The sequence below is a fragment of the Halomonas sp. CnH100-B genome (assembly GCF_024124605.1).
Lineage (GTDB): Bacteria > Pseudomonadota > Gammaproteobacteria > Pseudomonadales > Halomonadaceae > Vreelandella.
Genome location: NZ_JAMXRX010000004.1, coordinates 108985 through 126581, shown reverse-complemented (window position 1 = coordinate 126581; position 17597 = coordinate 108985). Strand labels below are relative to the sequence as shown.

At 62.1% G+C, this 17597-nt stretch carries 19 protein-coding genes; 11 read left to right on the top strand and 8 right to left on the bottom strand.

The window, feature by feature from the left end; translation table 11 throughout:
* Nucleotides 1-3 precede the first annotated feature (3 nt).
* Genes moaA through NH398_RS10215 form a run of 4 tightly spaced genes read right to left on the bottom strand, consistent with a single transcriptional unit; the run spans nt 4 to nt 3717 of the window.
* Nucleotides 4-996 (bottom strand): GTP 3',8-cyclase MoaA, encoded by a 993-nt coding sequence (gene moaA / locus NH398_RS10230; protein ID WP_253018358.1) that lies wholly within the window; start codon nt 994-996, stop codon nt 4-6.
* Nucleotides 993-2246, bottom strand: a complete 1254-nt coding sequence (gene glp / locus NH398_RS10225; RefSeq protein WP_253018356.1) for a gephyrin-like molybdotransferase Glp — start codon at nt 2244-2246, stop codon at nt 993-995. Before glp (NH398_RS10225) ends, moaA begins: the two co-directional genes overlap by 4 nt.
* Complete coding sequence (gene mobA / locus NH398_RS10220) at nt 2243-2863, bottom strand: molybdenum cofactor guanylyltransferase MobA (RefSeq protein WP_253018354.1); 621 nt, start codon at nt 2861-2863, stop codon at nt 2243-2245. Before mobA ends, glp (NH398_RS10225) begins: the two co-directional genes overlap by 4 nt.
* A complete protein-coding gene (locus NH398_RS10215; RefSeq protein WP_253018352.1) occupies nt 2860-3717 on the bottom strand; it encodes a formate dehydrogenase accessory sulfurtransferase FdhD in 858 nt (285 codons plus the stop codon). Before NH398_RS10215 ends, mobA begins: the two co-directional genes overlap by 4 nt.
* A 151-nt stretch (nt 3718-3868) precedes the next feature.
* Here NH398_RS10215 and NH398_RS10210 point away from each other — a divergent pair, with 151 nt between their 5' ends.
* The 11 genes from NH398_RS10210 to glp (NH398_RS10160) all read left to right on the top strand — a co-directional run bounded on the left by NH398_RS10210 (nt 3869) and on the right by glp (NH398_RS10160) (nt 14610).
* Complete coding sequence (locus NH398_RS10210) at nt 3869-4309, top strand: DUF3305 domain-containing protein (protein WP_253018350.1); 441 nt, start codon at nt 3869-3871, stop codon at nt 4307-4309.
* Nucleotides 4306-4920, top strand: a complete 615-nt coding sequence (locus tag NH398_RS10205; RefSeq protein WP_253018348.1) for a DUF3306 domain-containing protein — start codon at nt 4306-4308, stop codon at nt 4918-4920. The genes NH398_RS10210 and NH398_RS10205 overlap by 4 nt, the downstream gene beginning before the upstream one ends.
* 197 nt (nt 4921-5117) lie before the next feature.
* Nucleotides 5118-6830 (top strand): 4Fe-4S binding protein, encoded by a 1713-nt coding sequence (locus NH398_RS10200; RefSeq protein ID WP_253018346.1) that lies wholly within the window; start codon nt 5118-5120, stop codon nt 6828-6830.
* Nucleotides 6831-6834: 4 nt separating this feature from the next.
* The gene (locus tag NH398_RS10195; protein ID WP_253018344.1) at nt 6835-7488 is read left to right on the top strand and encodes a molecular chaperone TorD family protein; all 654 of its coding nucleotides are present in this window, start codon (nt 6835-6837) and stop codon (nt 7486-7488) included.
* A gap of 78 nt (nt 7489-7566) precedes the next feature.
* Complete coding sequence (locus NH398_RS10190; RefSeq protein ID WP_052509959.1) at nt 7567-7770, top strand: twin-arginine translocation signal domain-containing protein; 204 nt, start codon at nt 7567-7569, stop codon at nt 7768-7770.
* A gap of 24 nt (nt 7771-7794) precedes the next feature.
* A complete protein-coding gene (locus NH398_RS10185) occupies nt 7795-10650 on the top strand; it encodes a molybdopterin-dependent oxidoreductase (RefSeq protein ID WP_159343328.1) in 2856 nt (951 codons plus the stop codon).
* A gap of 61 nt (nt 10651-10711) precedes the next feature.
* Nucleotides 10712-11326 carry a formate dehydrogenase FDH3 subunit beta gene (gene fdh3B, locus NH398_RS10180; protein ID WP_139525806.1) on the top strand — a complete coding sequence of 205 codons (615 nt, stop codon included), beginning with the start codon at nt 10712-10714 and terminating at the stop codon, nt 11324-11326.
* A gap of 11 nt (nt 11327-11337) precedes the next feature.
* A complete protein-coding gene (locus NH398_RS10175) occupies nt 11338-12438 on the top strand; it encodes a formate dehydrogenase subunit gamma (protein WP_174788533.1) in 1101 nt (366 codons plus the stop codon).
* Nucleotides 12439-12541: 103 nt separating this feature from the next.
* Entirely contained in the window at nt 12542-12889 is a 348-nt protein-coding gene (locus NH398_RS10170; protein ID WP_159343327.1) for a DUF1244 domain-containing protein, read from the top strand.
* 4 nt (nt 12890-12893) lie between these two features.
* Nucleotides 12894-13412 carry a molybdenum cofactor biosynthesis protein B gene (moaB, locus tag NH398_RS10165; protein WP_159343326.1) on the top strand — a complete coding sequence of 173 codons (519 nt, stop codon included), beginning with the start codon at nt 12894-12896 and terminating at the stop codon, nt 13410-13412.
* The gene (gene glp, locus NH398_RS10160; protein ID WP_253018342.1) at nt 13405-14610 is read left to right on the top strand and encodes a gephyrin-like molybdotransferase Glp; all 1206 of its coding nucleotides are present in this window, start codon (nt 13405-13407) and stop codon (nt 14608-14610) included. The genes moaB and glp (NH398_RS10160) overlap by 8 nt, the downstream gene beginning before the upstream one ends.
* Here glp (NH398_RS10160) and NH398_RS10155 read toward each other — a convergent pair.
* Genes NH398_RS10155 through NH398_RS10140 form a run of 4 tightly spaced genes read right to left on the bottom strand, consistent with a single transcriptional unit; the run spans nt 14593 to nt 17587 of the window.
* Nucleotides 14593-14976: a hypothetical protein gene (locus tag NH398_RS10155; RefSeq protein WP_253018340.1), complete on the bottom strand. Its 384-nt coding sequence runs from the start codon at nt 14974-14976 to the stop codon at nt 14593-14595. The two genes, glp (NH398_RS10160) and NH398_RS10155, sit on opposite strands and share 18 nt — an antisense overlap.
* 2 nt (nt 14977-14978) lie before the next feature.
* Entirely contained in the window at nt 14979-15518 is a 540-nt protein-coding gene (locus tag NH398_RS10150; RefSeq protein WP_159343323.1) for a chemotaxis protein CheW, read from the bottom strand.
* A complete protein-coding gene (locus tag NH398_RS10145; RefSeq protein ID WP_253018781.1) occupies nt 15496-17178 on the bottom strand; it encodes a diguanylate cyclase in 1683 nt (560 codons plus the stop codon). The genes NH398_RS10150 and NH398_RS10145 overlap by 23 nt, the downstream gene beginning before the upstream one ends.
* Nucleotides 17179-17230: 52 nt before the next feature.
* On the bottom strand, nt 17231-17587 hold the full coding sequence (locus tag NH398_RS10140; RefSeq protein ID WP_159343322.1) for a response regulator: 357 nt from the start codon (nt 17585-17587) through the stop codon (nt 17231-17233).
* Between the last annotated feature and the right edge of the window lie 10 nt (nt 17588-17597).

The window sequence follows — 17597 nt, the reverse complement described above, 5'->3', positions numbered from 1 at the left end:
CGGTCAACCTCCGGTCATGTTCATAAAGCGCACCACCTGCACGTCGCCATCGATGGTGAAGTGGTGGCGTTCTGGCTTAAGCGGCAGCGCATTGATAATGGCGGTTTTGAGCGCCTGCATATCGCCAGGATGGCGGCGCAATACGGCGCGCAGGTCCACTGAGTGTTCATTCCCTAGGCAGAGCAGCAGGCGACCTTCCACGGTGACCCGCACGCGGTTGCAGCTATCGCAGAAGTTGTGGCTGTGGGGCGAGATAAAGCCCACCCGACTGTCGCTGTCGGCCATTTTGAAGTAGCGCGACGGCCCTGGTGTGCTCTCCGTCGTGGGCGTCAGCGGGTAGCGTGTTTCGATCAATGCCTGAACGTCGTCGCTGGAGTAGAAGGTCTCTGCTCGGGAGTGGTCGGACACATCGCCCAGGGGCATCTCTTCGATAAAGCTGATATCGAGGCCCTCCTGGCGGGCAAAGGTGACCAAGTCGAGCACTTCGTCTTCGTTACGCCCTTTCAAGATCACCGCGTTCAGCTTGATGCGCTTGAAGCCCGCCTCTTTGGCGGCGTGGATACCGTCGATCACTTTGGCTAAGTCGCCGGTGCGCGTCAGCTGCTTAAAGCGCTCGGGGTCGAGGGAGTCCAGGCTAATGTTGAGCCTACGTAGGCCGCCTTCGTACAGCCGCTTGGCGTGCTTGCGCAGGCTAGCGCCATTGGTGGTCATGGTGAAGTCGTCCAGCCCCGGTAGTGCGCCGATCTCGTCCACGAGCTGCTCGATGCCTTTACGCACCAGCGGCTCACCGCCGGTCAGGCGGATCTTCTCGACGCCAAGCTCGGTGAAGGCGCGCGCCACCATGGCGAGCTCTTCCAGCGTGAGTACCTGCGCACGGGGGAGAAACGTCATCTCCTCGCTCATGCAGTACACGCAGCGGAAGTCGCAGCGGTCCGTTACGGAGATGCGCACGTAGCGCACCCGGCGGCCAAAATCGTCAATCAGTTGTTCGGTCATTGCCAGCTCGTTATCGGTTGAATGCAGACCGCCTCGCCTGGCTGTGCGTCTGCCTGGTCATTGCCAAGTTCGATCAAACAGTTGGCCATCACCATGGAAGTCAAAATACCCGAGCCCTGGGCACCGGTGCTGCGTACATGCAGCACTCCCTGGTCATCGCATGTGTAAATGCCGCGCAGAAAATCAGTGCGATTCAGGCGGCTTTTTAGCGGCGTTTGGGCAATCGCTGTCAGCCGTGTTGGCGCAGCCGGGAGCTGGCCTTGCAGCCGCTGCAACAGTGGCACCACAAACTGGCTAAAGGTCACCATGACGGCCACCGGGTTGCCGGGCAGACCCACGAACGGCGTGCGCGACTCGCCCAACTGGCCGCAGGCCATCGGGCGGCCAGGGCGCAGCGCCACCCGCCAAAAGGCCAGCCGCCCGAGAGCTTCCAGCGCGTCGCGAGTGTAATCCGCGTGGCCCACGGAAACACCGCCGCTGGTAATGACAAGGTCACACTGCGCCGCTGCTTCCGCAAGCGCTTGCTCAATAGCGCGCGGGTCGTCGGGTAGAATGCCTAGATCCACTACCTCAACCCCTTGCTCGCTCAGCATGCCCATCAGGGTAAAGCGGTTGGTGTCGTAGATCCCGGCGCTGGGGAGCGGCTCTCCCGGCGGGGTGACTTCGTTGCCGGTAGAAAAAATCGCAACCTTAGGGCGCCGGTATACGTCGACCTCGGCATAGCCCAGGGACGCCACCAGCCCCATGCTGGCGGCATCCAACCGTATGCCCGCCGTCAGTGCAACGGCCCCTTGGGCAATATCTTCCCCGGCTTGGCGTACGTGCTGCCCAACACTGACCCGCCCTGGCGCATCGATAGTGACGCTGTCGTCACCCTCAATGAGCTGCTCACGCATAATCACCGTATCGGTGCCGCTGGGCAGCGGCGCGCCGGTGGTGATACGCACGCACCGGCCTGGAGGCACCTCACCCTCAAACGCTTGCCCGGCGAAGGCATCGCCCGCAACAGGCCAGTGGGTTTGAAAGGGCGGCTGCTTTGGCCAGGCCAGGGCAACGCCATCCATCGCCGCATTGGTATTCTGTGGCACGTTAATGGGCGCGCTGATATCGGTCGCCAGCCTGCGTCCGTAGGCGCTGCCTAGTGCCACCTGTTCTACCGCTACCGATTTCTCAACCAGCGTCATCAGCGCATCGCGGGCGTCATCGACGCTGAGCATTTGCTCGCCTAGCTCAAAACATGACAGGCTCATGGCGTCTCCTGGGAAGGCGTTGTCAGTGCCAGCTCCAAGCGGGCTTTCTCCTCTTCGGTGTTGAGGTTGGCAAAGGCGTCAGGACAGTCGGACATATCCACTCGGCACCAGGCGTGGCGAGCGTACCAGCGGTCGATTTTACGCTCGCCTTCCGCCAGGGTGGCCGCTAAGTCGTCAGCGAGCGACGTACGCAGCAGTGCGACGACGGGGTGTAGGCGCTCGCCATCGAACGCCACGGCGATATCGTGCTCGACATCCTGCTGGTGAATCCCCGCGACCAAGCGCGCCACCACGTCGTGGGGAAGCGCGGGGGAGTCGCAGGGGGCGACCACTAGCCACGGCGTTCGAGCGGCGCGCAGGCCGCTGTAAATACCCATCAGCGGGCCTTTGAAGCCACCTTCGGCATCCTCGATAACGCGGTCGGCAAACAGCGCATACGCATCGCCATTGCGGTTGGCATTGATCACCAGCTCATGCACCTGGCCATCGAAGCGCTTAACGGTATGCGCTACCAGCGGGAGGCCTGCAAAGGGCTCCAGGCCCTTATCTCGCCCGCCCATACGGCGGCCTTCACCGCCCGCGAGAATCATGCCAGTCAGATCGTGCTTGGCGATCATACGCCTGCCTCCTTGGACGAGCGTGCGCTCGGCGGCTTGGGGGGGATCGCATCCAGCGTCAAGCGGCCAGTGGCGTTAATGGCTTGGAAGCCTTTCCCCTTCGCGCGGGCAATCAGCATCACGCCGAAACGCTCGGCCAGCTCTACGCCTTTTTGGGTGACGCCGGAGCGCGATACCAGCACGCTAATGCCCATTTGCGCGACTTTCAGCACCATTTCCGATGTTAACCGGCCCGTGGTATAGAAAATATCGGCGCTGTGGCTGTCGGCTTGGTTGAGCCACTGACGTCCCGCCAAGGTATCCACGGCGTTATGGCGGCCTACGTCTTCGACGAAATCCAGCACCTGCGCTTGATGGCACAGCGCGCAGCCGTGTACCGCGCCCGCGCTGCGGTAGGTCTCGTTGTAGGTGTTCAAATTGGTCAACAGTTGATAGAGCGTCGATTGGGTCAGCGGCGTCTCAGGCAGCGCCGTGAGGGACGTTTGTTCCAACAGTTTACCAAACACCGTGCCTTGGCCGCAGCCCGTCGTGACGGTGCGTGTGCTAAGGCGCGCTTCCAAGTCATCCGGCAGGTGGCGAGTGACGATCACCGCTGCTTCTACTTCCCAATCCACCTGGACGGCGGTCAAATCCTCGGCACTCTTCAATAGCCCCTGATTGCGCAGGTACCCCACCACCAGCGCTTCGGGATCGTCACCCAGCGTCATCAGAGTGACGATTTCGCGCTTATTGAGGTACACCGTAAGCGCACGCTCGGCGGCAATGGCCTGAGGGCGGGTGTCGCCGTAGGCATCCATGACATCGATGGTGGTCGTGGCCGGTAAGCGGGCTCGGCTTAGCTGAAGGGCGGGCATCCGCAATCCTCACTGATACCAAAACGCGGCGTGGCTGACGCACACACGGCGCACAAGATCATAATAGTTGAGTAAAATAGTCTGAGTTGACGATGATGGCGCTCAAAAGGCTTACTTGTCTACCCGTTCAAGGTCTAAGGTGGTGAAACCCATGAGTGATAATCTGCGCGCGCTGAGCGTTACCTTAGTGGCGGAGCCCAAGCAGGTGCGAAGTTTCACGCTGACCCAGTGGCGCATTGCCGAGCTAGTGCCCGGGGATCAAGGGGAGTGCGTACTCCACTTGCAGCTCTACATGACCGAGCGAGCGGCTTACCGTTTCAATCTCACCTCGCCAACGCCACGCCTGTTCGTCCGTGCCGGGTTTACCGGGCAGCCCCCGAAGCCCGATGCCATCACCGCCAGCCAGGATGTGGCGGCGGGCTGGCTGGATGGCGAGCAGCAAGTGCTGGAGGCACCGATGCCGATGGCGATTCAAGTGTGGATAGAGCATTATCTCGCGCGTCATGGCGAAGCGCCGGTGGAAACCCGCAAGAAAAAACGCAAAGGGGCCGGGCGCGGCAAAGAGACCCCGACCAAGGAGCAGCCACAGTGAGCCGTTTAGAGCGCTGGTCGCGTAAAAAGCGCGGCATCGAGCAGAACGATCCCGAGCCGGCGAGCACTGAACCCACGGAAGGTGCCGCGCCGCCGTTGGAAGCACAGGCGCTCGCTGCAAAGGCAGACGACGACGCCACGCCCGCGGTGGAGCAAGCGGCCGACGCGCCACCGCCCCCCGGCAGCCTGGACCACACGCTGCCCGACCCGGACACCCTGCCTGCAGGCAGTGATTTCAGCGCCTTTATGGTGCCCGGAGTGAGCGCCACTCTTCGGCGTCGCGCCCTGCGCAGGCTCTGGGCTACCGGTAACTACAACGTGCGCGACGGTCTGGATGATTACGACGCCGACTACACCCAGCAATTGAAGCCCATGGCAAGCGAGCTGGCGGGCAAGCTGCGGCGCTGGGCCAATAAAGCAGAGGAGACCCTCGATAAGCTGGACGAGGCCGCGCAAAACGACCCAGAACGCGCGAGCCATGACGAGGATGAGAAGGGGACTGGACAGGGGAGCGCTTGCACAAGTGATGACAGTTTTGTACAAAGTGCCTCACTAGACGACCAGTCTGATTATTCTGATCACGCTCAGGGAGAGCGCAAAAAAGACGGTTAGCCTTTTGAATCAGCAGGTTATGGTAAGCCTGGCGGGCTTGCGTTGACAGCGATACGACCAATGGAAGTGGCATAAATGCTGTTTGCGCCATACGCTGATACCAGAAGCTATGTCGATATAACGCCGAAAGTCATCTGCCAGATGACAAAATCTAAACGCCCATAATAACAAAAACGACCTCTTGACCGTGAGAATGCATGAACCAACGAATCCAACTGGCGTCGATCGACGACCAGCGCAACGCCGCCGCTCGTGAAGCGGTGCGTCGGCGTATCTCATGGCCGGTGAATTTAACGCCTGCCAACGTCACCTACCACAGCCGCGGGCACGTGCTGCTGTTCGGCCGTGCGTCGTCCGTCAGCCAAGCGGCGCGTGCGCTGCAGGGGCGCGGTTTAGCGTCTCTTACGCTGCTCACGACGGATGTGGACGTTGACCTCACTGCCACCAGCGAGCCGATCACCACGCAAGTGCTGAGCACGCACCAGCAGGCACAGCTCCGTGTTGCAGGGCATTTGGGCGGTTTTCGTGCCACTCTGGCCCAAGACGATGGCGATGCGCTCAATTTGGCGCAAGCATTGATCGAACGCGACGTGTTCGACGTCGTGCTAGACCTTTCGGAGGGAACACTTAACGTCGCTTCTTGGGAACTGCCGCCGCCAGGCTACCTGCGCCTCGCGTGGGAGCGCCAGGAAGCCGAGCGTGCCGACGTGCTGGAGAACGTGACCGAGCTGATCGGCGAGTTCGACAAGCCCCGCTATTTCCAGGTCAATACCGATCTTTGTGCCCACTCTTCCAGTGGTAACGTCGGCTGCACCCGCTGCCTCGACGTCTGCCCGGCGGATGCGATTTCTAGCATCCAAGGCCGCATCGAGTCGCGCATCGAGATCGACCCGTTTCTGTGCCAAGGCGTGGGGAGCTGTACCAGCGCCTGCCCGACCGGTGCCATCGAGTTTCGCCTACCGGAAACCCGCCGTCAGCAGGATACGTTAGCCACTTGGCTCGTCGCTTACCGGGACGCCGGTGGCGAGGTGCCGGTGCTGCGCTTCATCACCCATGACTCCCTAGACGCCGAGCGCACTTCAGGCATTACCACGCCCGGCCACATCATCGATGCGCCCCTGGAAGATCTGGGTGCGGCGGGCCACGATCAGTGGCTAACGGCGCTTGCCAGCGGTGCCTCCGAAGTGCGCATTCAGCTTCACGACGACATGCCGAATCGGCTCAGCGCGTTTTTAGAACAGCAGATCGCTCAGGCGCATGCGCTACTCAGCGCACTGGGCCACGACACGGCGCGTATCAAGCTGCTGCCCGTTGGGGCCGAGAGCGAGCGCGATGCGCTGCCAAGCCTTACCCCGCTCACCGAGTCGCCGTTGAGCTTCAACGAGCCTAACAAACGCGCCCGCCTGAACGTGGTACTGGCGCGATTGGCCGAGCTGGGGGCGCCCAGCGGTGACCGTCACGCCATGCCACCAGGCGCGGCGTACGGCGGCATCAACGTTGATAGCGCTGCCTGTACGCTCTGCCACGCCTGTGTCAGCAACTGCCCCACGCCAGCGCTGAAAGCGGGTGGTAACGCGCCTGCGTTAAGTTTCCTGGAAGCCGATTGCGTACAGTGCGGCCTTTGCGAACAGGCCTGCCCCGAGGATGCCATCACGCTGGCCCCGGGCTTCCTCGCCGCACCGGCCCGTGAAACGCGGCATATTTGCCATGAAGAGGCAGCGTTCGAGTGCATTGGCTGCGGCAAGCCGTTCGCCACGGCCAGCACCGTGGCTACCATCAAAGCCAAGCTGGCCAACCACCCTTACTTTGCCGGGGATGCCATGGCGCGTTTGGAAATGTGCGAAGACTGCCGTGTAAAAGACGTCTGGAAAACCATGGCTCGCGATCCTAACGCGCAACTAAAGGTGTAATGCAATGAGCGATGCAATGCCGACATTGAGCGAAACCGATGCGCTGCGTATGGATATCTACCAGCTGCTCGCCAGTCTGCTGCGCCAAGCGCCGGACAGCGAGCTGCTCACGTGGTTGGCAAGCCTGGACAGCGAGCAAGATGGCAGCCGGATTGCCGAGTGCTGGGCGGCGCTGTCGCTGGCCGCGGGCGAGAGCAGTGTCGATAGTCTCAAGCGAGCGCATTTTCGCCACCTCGTGGGCGTGATTCAGGGCGACGTGGTGCCCTACGCCTCCTGGTACCGCAATGGCGAATTGATGGAAGCCGCGCTGGTCGCGCTGCGCCAAGACCTCCGGGCATTGGGTTTCGAGCGTAGCGAGCATACCCGGGATCCAGAAGACCACCTGGCGGCGATGTGCGAAGTGATGGCCATGCTCATCGCGGCACAAAATGGCGAGCAGTTTACTTTTTTCCAACGGCATCTTGCCCCCTGGGCTAGCCGCTGTTGGGATGACCTTGCAAAAGTAGACACCGCTTTCTATTCAGCGCTGGGGCAGTTGGGTAGTGCTTTTATGGAGAGCGAACAGGCACGTTTGAGCGATCAAGCGGCCTATCAACCGGTGCGCATAGTGGAGCCTGCTTCCTATGACGCCGGTGCAGCGCGCAAAGCCACACCGTGACGTGACCGTGCGCAGCGGTAAGCGAACAACAGGGCCTACGGGCCACGCATAAAAAAGGGCATGAAAGAGGAGAACCCCATGCACCAGTCACATAACCCTGAGCGCCGCCGGTTTATGAAAACCGTTGGTTTAGGCACCGCCGCTGCGGGCGCAGCCGTTGCGGTAGGCCACGTCACGCTGGCACAGGCGGATGATAAAAGCCCGGTTGAGCGCGACAAGCAGGCGGTGAACTACCGCGAGACCGACCATATTCGTGCTTATTACGCGTCGCTGCGTGACTGACGGCGAACTGCCAGGAGATTTGCCATGCGTCTAACTCGCAAAACCAACACCCCCGCTACCACTGGGTTGGGTATTTCCCGCCGTCAGTTCTTGAAGCGCACGGGCGTGGCTACCGGTGGTGTGGCTGCGGCAGGCTTCATGGGCGCGCCGATGATGCAGCGCACCGAAGCGGCCGACAAAACCCCGGTGCTCGACTCCCCGGTGGAAACCAAGCGCACCATTTGTTCCCACTGCTCGGTGGGCTGCGGTGTGTATGCCGAGGTGCAAGAGGGTATCTGGACCAAGCAAGAGCCCGCTTTCGACCACCCGATCAACCGTGGTGCTCACTGCGCCAAGGGCGCGTCGCTTCGTCAGCACGGCCACTCCACTCGCCGCCTGAAATACCCGATGAAACTGGTCGCGGGTGAATGGCAGCGCATGAGCTGGGACGATGCAGTCAACGAGATCGGCGACAAGCTGCTCGAGCTGCGCGACGCCCACGGCCCCGACAGCGTTTACTGGCTGGGCTCGGCGAAGTTCAACAACGAGCAGGCGTACCTGATGCGCAAGCTCGCCTCCATGTGGGGCACCAACAACACCGATCACCAGGCGCGTATTTGCCACTCCACCACCGTGGCGGGCGTTGCGAATACCTGGGGTTACGGAGCGATGACCAACTCGCTCAACGATATGCATAACAGCAAATCGATGCTCTTCATTGGCTCCAACCCCAGTGAAGCGCACCCGGTGGCCATGCAGCACATTTTGATCGCCAAAGAGCGCAACAACTGCGACATCATCGTCGCGGACCCGCGCTTTACGCGTACGGCGGCAAAAGCCAACAAGTACGTGCGCATTCGTCCTGGCTCTGACGTGGCCTACATCTGGGGCTTGCTGTGGCACATCTTCGAAAACGGCTGGGAAGATAGCGAGTACATCAACCAGCGCGTGTACGGCATGGACGACGTGCGGGCCGAAGTCGCCCAGTTCCCGCCCAGCGTCGTCGAAGACATTACCGGCGTGCCCGAAGCAGAGATGTTCGACGTGGCCAAGCGCTTGGCCGACAATCGTCCTGGCTGCGTGGTGTGGTGTATGGGCGGTACCCAGCACACCACCGGTAACAACAACACCCGCGCCTACTGCATTCTGGAACTGGCGTTGGGTAACATCGGTAAATCCGGTGGCGGTGCCAACATTCTGCGTGGCCACGACAACGTACAGGGTGCCACCGACTTGGGGCTGGGCTGTGACTCCCTCCCGGGTTACTACGGCTTAGCAGAAGGCGCTTGGCAGCACTGGGCCAAAGTGTGGGACGTGGATTACGAGTGGCTGAAAGGCCGCTTCGATGACACCGAGTACGCTGACGGCAAACCCATGTACTCCAGCGGTATTACCGTCTCCCGTTGGGTAGATGGCGTGCTGGAAGAGGACGAAAACATCTCCCAGCGCACCGCGTTGAAAGCGATGTTCTACTGGGGCCACGCGGTCAACTCGCAAACCCGCGGCGTCGAAATGCAAAAGGCGATGCAGAAGCTGGAGATGATGGTCATCGTCGACCCGTATCCCACCGTGGCCGCCGTCATGCACGACCGCACCGATGGCGTGTACCTGCTGCCTGCCGCCACGCAGTTCGAGACCTCGGGTAGCGTCACCGCCACCAACCGCTCGATCCAGTGGCGCGATCAGGTCATCGAACCGCTGTTCGAATCGAAGCCCGACCACGAAATCATGACCCTGTTCGCCAACAAGCTCGGCTTTGGCAACGAGTTCGTGAAGAACTTCGCAATGGACGGCAACCGTCCGGTGATCGAAGACGTACTGCGTGAAATCAACAGCGGTATGTGGACCGTTGGCTACACCGGTCAAAGCCCGGAGCGCCTGAAAGAGCACCAACAAAACTGGCACACCTTCAGCTTCGAAAACCTGCGTGCCCAAGGCGGCCCCGCCGATGGCGACTACTACGGTCTGCCGTGGCCCTGCTGGGGAACGCCGGAGTTCAAACACCCTGGCTCGCCCAACCTCTACGACACCAGCATTCCGGTCATGGAAGGCGGCATGGGCTTCCGCGCCCGCTTCGGTATCGAGCGCGATGGTGTGAACCTGCTGGCGGAAGGCTCCGCTCCTGTGGGTGGCGATATCGATGACGGTTACCCCGAGTTCACCGACCAGCTGCTCAAAGACTTGGGCTGGTGGGACGATCTCACCGCTGAAGAGAAAGCGGCGGCCGAAGGCCAGAACTGGAAGACCGACTTCTCCGGCGGTATCCAGCGCGTGGCCATCGAGCACGGCTGCGCGCCGTACGGTAACGCCAAAGCCCGCGCCGTGGTGTGGACCTTCCCGGATGCGGTGCCGAAGCACCGCGAACCGCTCTACACCACCCGTCGTGACCTGGTTGAGCGCTACCCCACGTGGGACGACTTTGACTCCATCATGCGTCTTCCCACGATGTACAAAACCATCCAGGACCGTGATAACAGCGCGGACTACCCGATCATTCTGACCTCGGGTCGCTTGGTCGAGTACGAAGGCGGCGGTGAAGAGACGCGCTCTATGTCGTGGCTGGCTGAGCTGCAGCAGGAGATGTTCGTCGAGATCAACCCGGCCGATGCCAACGACATTGGTATCCGCGACGGCGACCAAGTATGGGTCGAAGGCGCCGAAGGCGGTCGGGTCAAGGTGAAAGCGCTGGTCACGCCCCGCGTGGATCGTAAAGTGGCGTTCATGCCGTTCCACTTCGGCGGTGTGTTCCAGGGCGAAAGCCTGCACGACCGCTACCCGGAAGGCACCGTTCCTTACGTGATTGGTGAAGCGGCCAACACCGCCACCACCTACGGCTACGACCCGGTGACACTGATGCAAGAGACCAAGTGCACCATCTGCCGTATCGAACGCGCCAGCTAACACGACCTGACCTGACAGCATGCCGGTGCGGCCACGCCCGCACCGGCAAGAGGAGAACACCATGGCTCAAATGAAATTTATGTGTGACGCCGAGCGCTGCATCGAGTGCAACGGCTGCGTCACCGCTTGTAAGAACGCCAACGACGTCGAGTGGGGCATCCAGCGCCGCCGCGTAGTGACCCTGAACGACGGCGAAGCGGACGAAATGTCCATTTCCGTCGCCTGCATGCACTGTGACGACGCCCCGTGTATGGCGGTGTGTCCCACCGACTGCTTCTACAAAACCGACGACGGCATCGTGCTGCACGATAAAGACCTGTGTATCGGTTGTGGCTACTGCCTGTACGCCTGCCCCTTCGGCGCGCCGCAGTTCCCGCAACAGGATGCCTTCGGCGAGCGCGGCAAGATGGACAAGTGCACCTTCTGTGCTGGTGGCCCCGCCGAAACCAAGGAAGAGGAGTACCAGAAGTACGGCTCCAACCGCATCGCGGAAGGCAAACTGCCGCTGTGTGCTGAAATGTGCTCTACCAAAGCGCTACTGGCCGGTGATGCGCAGGATGTGGCCGATATCTTCCGCCAGCGCGTGGTACACCGTGGCCATAAAGATGGTGCGTGGTCGAACAATCCTCAGGCTAGCACTGACAACCTTGCCTATGATGCTGCCCGCAAAGGGTAAGGAGGCGTGTCATGACAACGTTGACCATGACAAAGGTGCCCTCACGGGCACCTAGCGGCACCGCTAGCTGGCTACAGCGTGGCTGGCGTCTATGCCTAATGCTGGTGCTGTTGGTTGCGAGTTTGGGGGTCACCCACATGGCCGTGGCGCAAGCCGACCCGGATCGCGAAATGACCACCGCCGCCCCCGGCATCACGGCGGATCAGTGGCGTCAAGTACGCAGTGGCGAGACGGGGCCGAACTACCGTGACTCCCGGCACGAGAGTAACTACAACCTGATCAACGCCAGCGGCGAAACGTGGCGGATACTGCGCAATCGCTGGGTATCGCCGTTTGGCTTGATCGCCATCGGCGGCATGGCCGCGATGATTGCGCTGTTTTACTTCATCGTTGGCCGTAAATACCTGGAAGAGCCGCGCACGGGCCGCAAGCTCTTGCGCTGGTCGCTGCTAATGCGCGCGCTGCACTGGACCGTGGCGACGCTGTTCATCACGCTGGCGCTGACCGGGCTGAACCTGCTGCTGGGCAAGTTCGTGTTCCGTACGCTGTTCGGCGATGCCGTCTGGGGCTGGATGGTCGCGGCGTCCAAGGTGTTACACAACTACTTGGGGCCGATTTTTGGCGTGCTGCTGGTCATCATGCTGATTAGCCTGATCAAAGAGAACATTCCCAAAAAGCACGACTGGGTATGGTTCAAGAAAGGCGGCGGTATGATCGGCAAAGGCCACGTCGATGCGGGCTTCTGCAACGGTGGTGAAAAAGCCTGGTACTGGCTGCTGGCATCGGTAGGCATTTTGGTGGTGGCGAGTGGCTTCGTGCTCGACTTCCCCAACTTCGACCAGGGCCGCGACACCATGCAGTGGGCCAACATCATCCACGCCGTGGGCGCGCTCGGCCTGACCGCCGTTTCGCTGGGTCACATCTACATCGGCACGCTGGGCACGGAAGGCGCGCTGGAAGGCATGACCACCGGCTACGTGGATGAAACCTGGGCCAAAGAGCATCACAATCTGTGGTACGAAGAGGTCAAGGATCAAACCATCAGCGAAGAGGAGCTGGCGGCGCGTAAAGCGGGCGACAGCGGCACCCCTTCGCCCGCCAAGCCAAGCTGAGTCACGCCATCGAGATAGGTGAACGTGAACGCCCTTCGACACCGCCTTCGGGCGGTGTCTTTTGTTATGCTGCACTTCAACGAATTGGGAAAGAGGAATCACCATGGCGACATTTGACGAACTGGATGCCACCACTCGTACCGAGCTGGAAGCCGCTGCCTTTCGGCGCTTGCTCAAGCATCTGGACGACAATAAAGACGTGCAGAACATCGACCTGATGATTCTGGCGGACTTCTGTCGGAACTGCCTCTCGAAGTGGCTGGTGACCGCCGCCGATGAGCGCGGCACCGCGCTCGATCTGGATGCCGCCCGCGAGTACGTCTACGGCATGCCCTACAGCGAGTGGAAAGCCCATCACCAGGGCGAGGCGACACCGGAACAGCTGGCCGCCCTCGACGCGCGCCAAGCCAAGAAAAAGGCCAACGCCTCCTCCAACGATCACAAGGAGTAGCGCCATGGATGCCATGGAAGCGCTGAACATTGCGGTGCTGACCGTCTCCGATACGCGCACTGAAGAGACCGACCGCTCGGGCCAGTCGCTGGTGCAGCGGCTAACCGAGGCGGGCCACCGTTTGGCGGATAAGCGCATCGTACCGGATGACGTGTACCAAATCCGGGCGGTGGTCGCTCAGTGGATTGCCGACCCCAGCGTGCAGGTGGTGCTGACTACGGGCGGCACAGGGTTTACCGGGCGCGACTCCACTCCCGAAGCGGTCGCCGTGCTGCTGGACAAGCGTATCGAAGGCTTTGGCGAGCGCTTTCGCCAGCTCAGCGGCGATGAGATCGGTAGCTCCACGATTCAGAGCCGCGCGTTGGGCGGCTTCGCGAATGCCACGGTGGTGTTCTGCCTGCCAGGCTCTACCGGTGCGTGCCGTACCGGTTGGGATGGCATTCTTGCCGAACAGCTCGATAGCCGCCATAAGCCCTGCAACTTTGCCAACCTGGTGATTCCCGGTCGGGGGCAGCATGGCTGATCTGCAGCCGATTGAAGCGGCGCTGGAAGCGCTGCTGGCCGACGCGACGCCGCTCGATGCCGAACGGGTCGCGTTGAGCGACGCCGCTGGCCGCGTGCTGGCCGAACCGGTCACGGCCACGCTGGACGTGCCGCCGTTCGATAACAGTGCGATGGATGGCTATGCGCTGTGCGCGGTAGACGCGGGTATGCGGCTGCCGGTGAGCCAGCGCATTGCCGCGGGCAGTACGGCACGGCCATTGGCGACGGGCACCTGCGCGCGGATCTTTACCGGCGGGCAGATCCCCCCTGGTGCTGACTGCGTGGTGATGCAGGAGCGGGTGACTGAAGAGAACGGCGAGGCGCTCATTCCCGCGGACGTACCGGAAGGAGACAACGTTCGCTTGCAGGGCCGCGACGTGCGTCAAGGCGATGTGCTGCTCACGGCAGGCGAGCGCCTGGAGGCCGCCGCGCTGGGACATTTAGCGGGGCAGGGCATCACCGAGGTCAACGTACGCTGTCGCCCCCGGGTGGCGCTACTCTCTACCGGCGATGAGATCGTCGACCCCGGCACGCCGTTACAACCGGGCCAGCTGTACAACTCCAACCGTCCCATGCTCAAGCGGCTGCTGGAGACGTTCGGCGCCGAGGTAGTGCAGTTGGTGAGCGTGCCCGATGACTACGCCCAGACCGTGGCGCTGTTGAACCACGCCGCTGCCGAGGCCGATGTGGTGGTGAGCACTGGCGGTGTCAGCGTCGGGGAGGAGGACCACGTCAAAGCGGCGCTGGCGTCGCTTGGACAGCTCGATATGTGGAAGCTGGCGATTCGTCCTGGCAAGCCATTAGCGCTAGGCCGCTTGCCCCGCGACGATGGCAGCCAAGCGCGGTTTGTGGGGCTACCGGGTAATCCGGTGTCAGGCTTCGTGGGCGCGTGGCTGTTTCTACGCCCGCTGATGGGGGCGCTACTGGGCTGCCCTGCGCTGGCGGAGCTTCCGTGCCTAACGGCCACCGCGACCTTTGCCACCGAGACCGGCCCGCGCCAGCACTACATGCGGGTAGCGCTGCGCTTTACGCCCGAGGGCATCGAGGCCGATGCCTTTGATGATCAAAACTCAGCGGTGCTCTCTTCCTGCATTGCGGCCGATGCGCTGGCGGTGATTGATCCCAATCGCCAGCTGGAAAAAGGCAGCCCGGTGCGTTGCCTATGGCTCGCCCACTGAACCTGAGGTGGTGGGTAGCCTGAGTTGCGCACCGTTCAGAAGGAGCGTGAGCGACTGCGCGACGACAGCGATGCCGCACAGCGCCGGATGCCGAACACGTGCGGCCAAGAGAGGAGGCAATGGGTGGAGGGCCGCACCGGGCAAGGGCAGAAGTACGCTATCGCTTGGAAGACCCAACTGCCAGGGGCCCTGCCGATCCACCAGCGTGAGCCAGCGGGTCGGCTGGCCGGGCGAGTCACATAGCAGCGTCTCGAACGCCGCATGGCGCGCTAAGGAGAGGGTGCTGTCGATACGTCTGACATGGCGGGCTTCCAGCGCCCATCGGTAGCCACAGGCGTCGAAGCACACGCAGGTCACGCTACCCACGGTTAGCCAAGCCCTTGCTGATACGCTTGGAAGAGCGCATCGGGGTCCAGTAACGCCGTGGCGGGCTGCCCATCGCTGGGCTGCCACAGCGCGCTCACGTAGGGGCGCAGCGTGCTCGCCAGAGTGTCGGGAGGTGTCTTCAAGGCGCTCACGGGCAGCTCGCACACATCCTCCAACTGGTCGATGCGCACGGCACTGCGGATGCCCGCGCCCTTCACGATGAGCAGCATGCCGTCGGCTGGGGTCGTGGGAAGCCCCAGCAGCGGCTGTAGCGTAATCAGCGACTCGATCTGGCCTCGCAGGTGAATCACGCCCTCCGTGGAGTCCGGCAGGCCAGGGACGAAATAGACCGGCGTATCCCCTTTGAGAATTTCACTCACCGCATGGCCGGGCAGCGCAAACGGCTGGCCGGAGAGCTGGAACAGCACCACCTGCTGGCTGGGTTCGTCCACATCGACGATGGCCGTATCGTCGCTGTGCTCGCTGAACGCCTGGGCAAACGTGTCGCCGGCCTCAGGATCAGGCTGTCGGGAATCCGTCATCGTCCTGCTCCGTACTGGTGATCACCTGGTTGCGCCCCTGGTGCTTGGCGCGGTAGAGCGCTTGGTCGGCGCTTAAGCGCAGCGACTCGGTGGAGGGGTGAGTCGGGAAGCTGCTAACGCCAGCGCTGAACGTGCAGCGAAAGCGCGCGCCGCCTGCATGAAAATCCACCTGGGCGAAGTCGTGGCGCAGAGCATCGATCAGCTCGCTGGCGCGCGCGTCGCTGACCCCTTTGAGCAGCACCACGAACTCTTCGCCGCCGTAACGGCCAATGATATCCGACATGCGTAGGCGGGTTTTCAACAGTCTCGCCAGGGTGATGATGACCTGGTCGCCAGCGAGGTGGCCGTAAGTATCGTTCACTGCTTTGAAGTGGTCGATATCGATCATGGCCATGGCATGCTGGGTGTTGTCCCGGTGGGCCTGGGCCAGCGCTTTGCTGATGAGGTCGGTGGTGGTGCTGTGGTTATACAGCCCGGTCATGCTGTCACGGGTCATCAGCGAGCGCAGCAGGCGCAGCCGCTCGGCGCGCAACTTTACGGCAGAGACCAGCTCGTCAGGCACCACGGGTTTGGTGATGAACGCTTCGACACCCGCCGTCATGGCAGAGAGCTGCTTCTGGCTGTCGGTTTCGCTCGAGAGATAGATGATCGGCAGACCCACGTGCTCGGGCTGTTGGCGAATGATGTTCGCCAGCTCCTCGCCCGAACAGACGGGCATATAGACATCCACCAGCAGCAGGTCGGGGCTAAAGCGCTCCAGGGCATTCAGCGCATCGGCGGGGTGGTTGACCTGCTGCACGGCCATGCCCGCCTGTTCCAGCAACAGGGCATGATACGCCGCTACCTCGGGCTCATCGTCCACGATCAAGATACGCAGCGGCTCGTCGTCGATGGGAGTGGTCAGCTCATCCACTGCCAGCATGAGATCCAGCGGTTTCACCGGCTTCGTAAAGTAGCCGTTGCAGCCCGCCCGCACGGCGCTCAGCCGAGAGTGAAAATCGCCATGGGCAGAAAGCACGATCGAGGGCAGGCGCTCGCCGGTGAGCTTGTTGAGACTGGCGAGCGTTTCGGTGCCTGCGGTATGCCCCTGGGGGAACTGCACGTCCATGATGATGGCATCGGGACGCCGGGTGATCACCGCATTAAAAAAGGCGTCCGTATCTTCGAAATGCACCACCTCGTGGCCGAAGCAGCGCAGGTGGTGCAGCAGTTGGCCCACCTGATCCGGCTCGTCGTCGCACAGGTAGATCAGCCGTTGGCGCTTGCTGCGGGTTTGTACTGGCTTGGGCGAGAACTCGACGCTATTCATCGCCGCCAGCGCCCGCTGCTGCCCCGGCAGCGACTGCAGCCGCTGCTGCTCTTCGGCGAGCTGGGCAAATACGCGTTCGACCACGTCGCCTGCGGGAGGCTGCTCATGGAGGGCGGTCTCGCCCTGGTCGGCCAGTAGCGCAATCCGCTCGAAGCCCAATGAACGTCCCGTTCCCTTCAAGCTGTGGAAAAACCGATGCAGTTCTGGCCCCAGGCGCGCGTGCGCTTCGGAAGACGCTTGGCTCTGTTGCCACTGGTCGACCGTGTGCTGTAAGCGCGCGGGTAACTGGTCGATGAAACGTTGGCGCAGTTGATTGAGTTTGTCGTGCAACGAAGGAGCAGAGGGGGACATCAGGCTACCTGTGCGGGTGGGCGAGCGGTGCATGGCGTAGGTAACGGCATGGCTACTCACCCAGCGCGTGGGCGACAGCGTGCTCGAGCGAAGTGTCCAGCGCTGCATCTTTCTGCAGGCAAGCGCTAAGACCCGGTGTTTGGCGCAGCGACTCATCTGGCGTATCGCCCGTGAGCAGGATGAACGGCAGCATGACCCCCTGCTCACGCAGCATGTGTAACAGCTCGATACCGTTGATCAGCGGCATGTGCATATCGCTGACGATCATCGCGATATCGTCATGGGCATCCAACTGGCTGGTAGCCTCCATAGCGTCGTTGGCGAGTAGGACATCGTGGCCCTGAAACTCTAGCAGTGCCCCGGTCATCTCCCCCGCTAGGGGGTCGTCGTCTACGACCAATATTCGCATGGTAATCCTC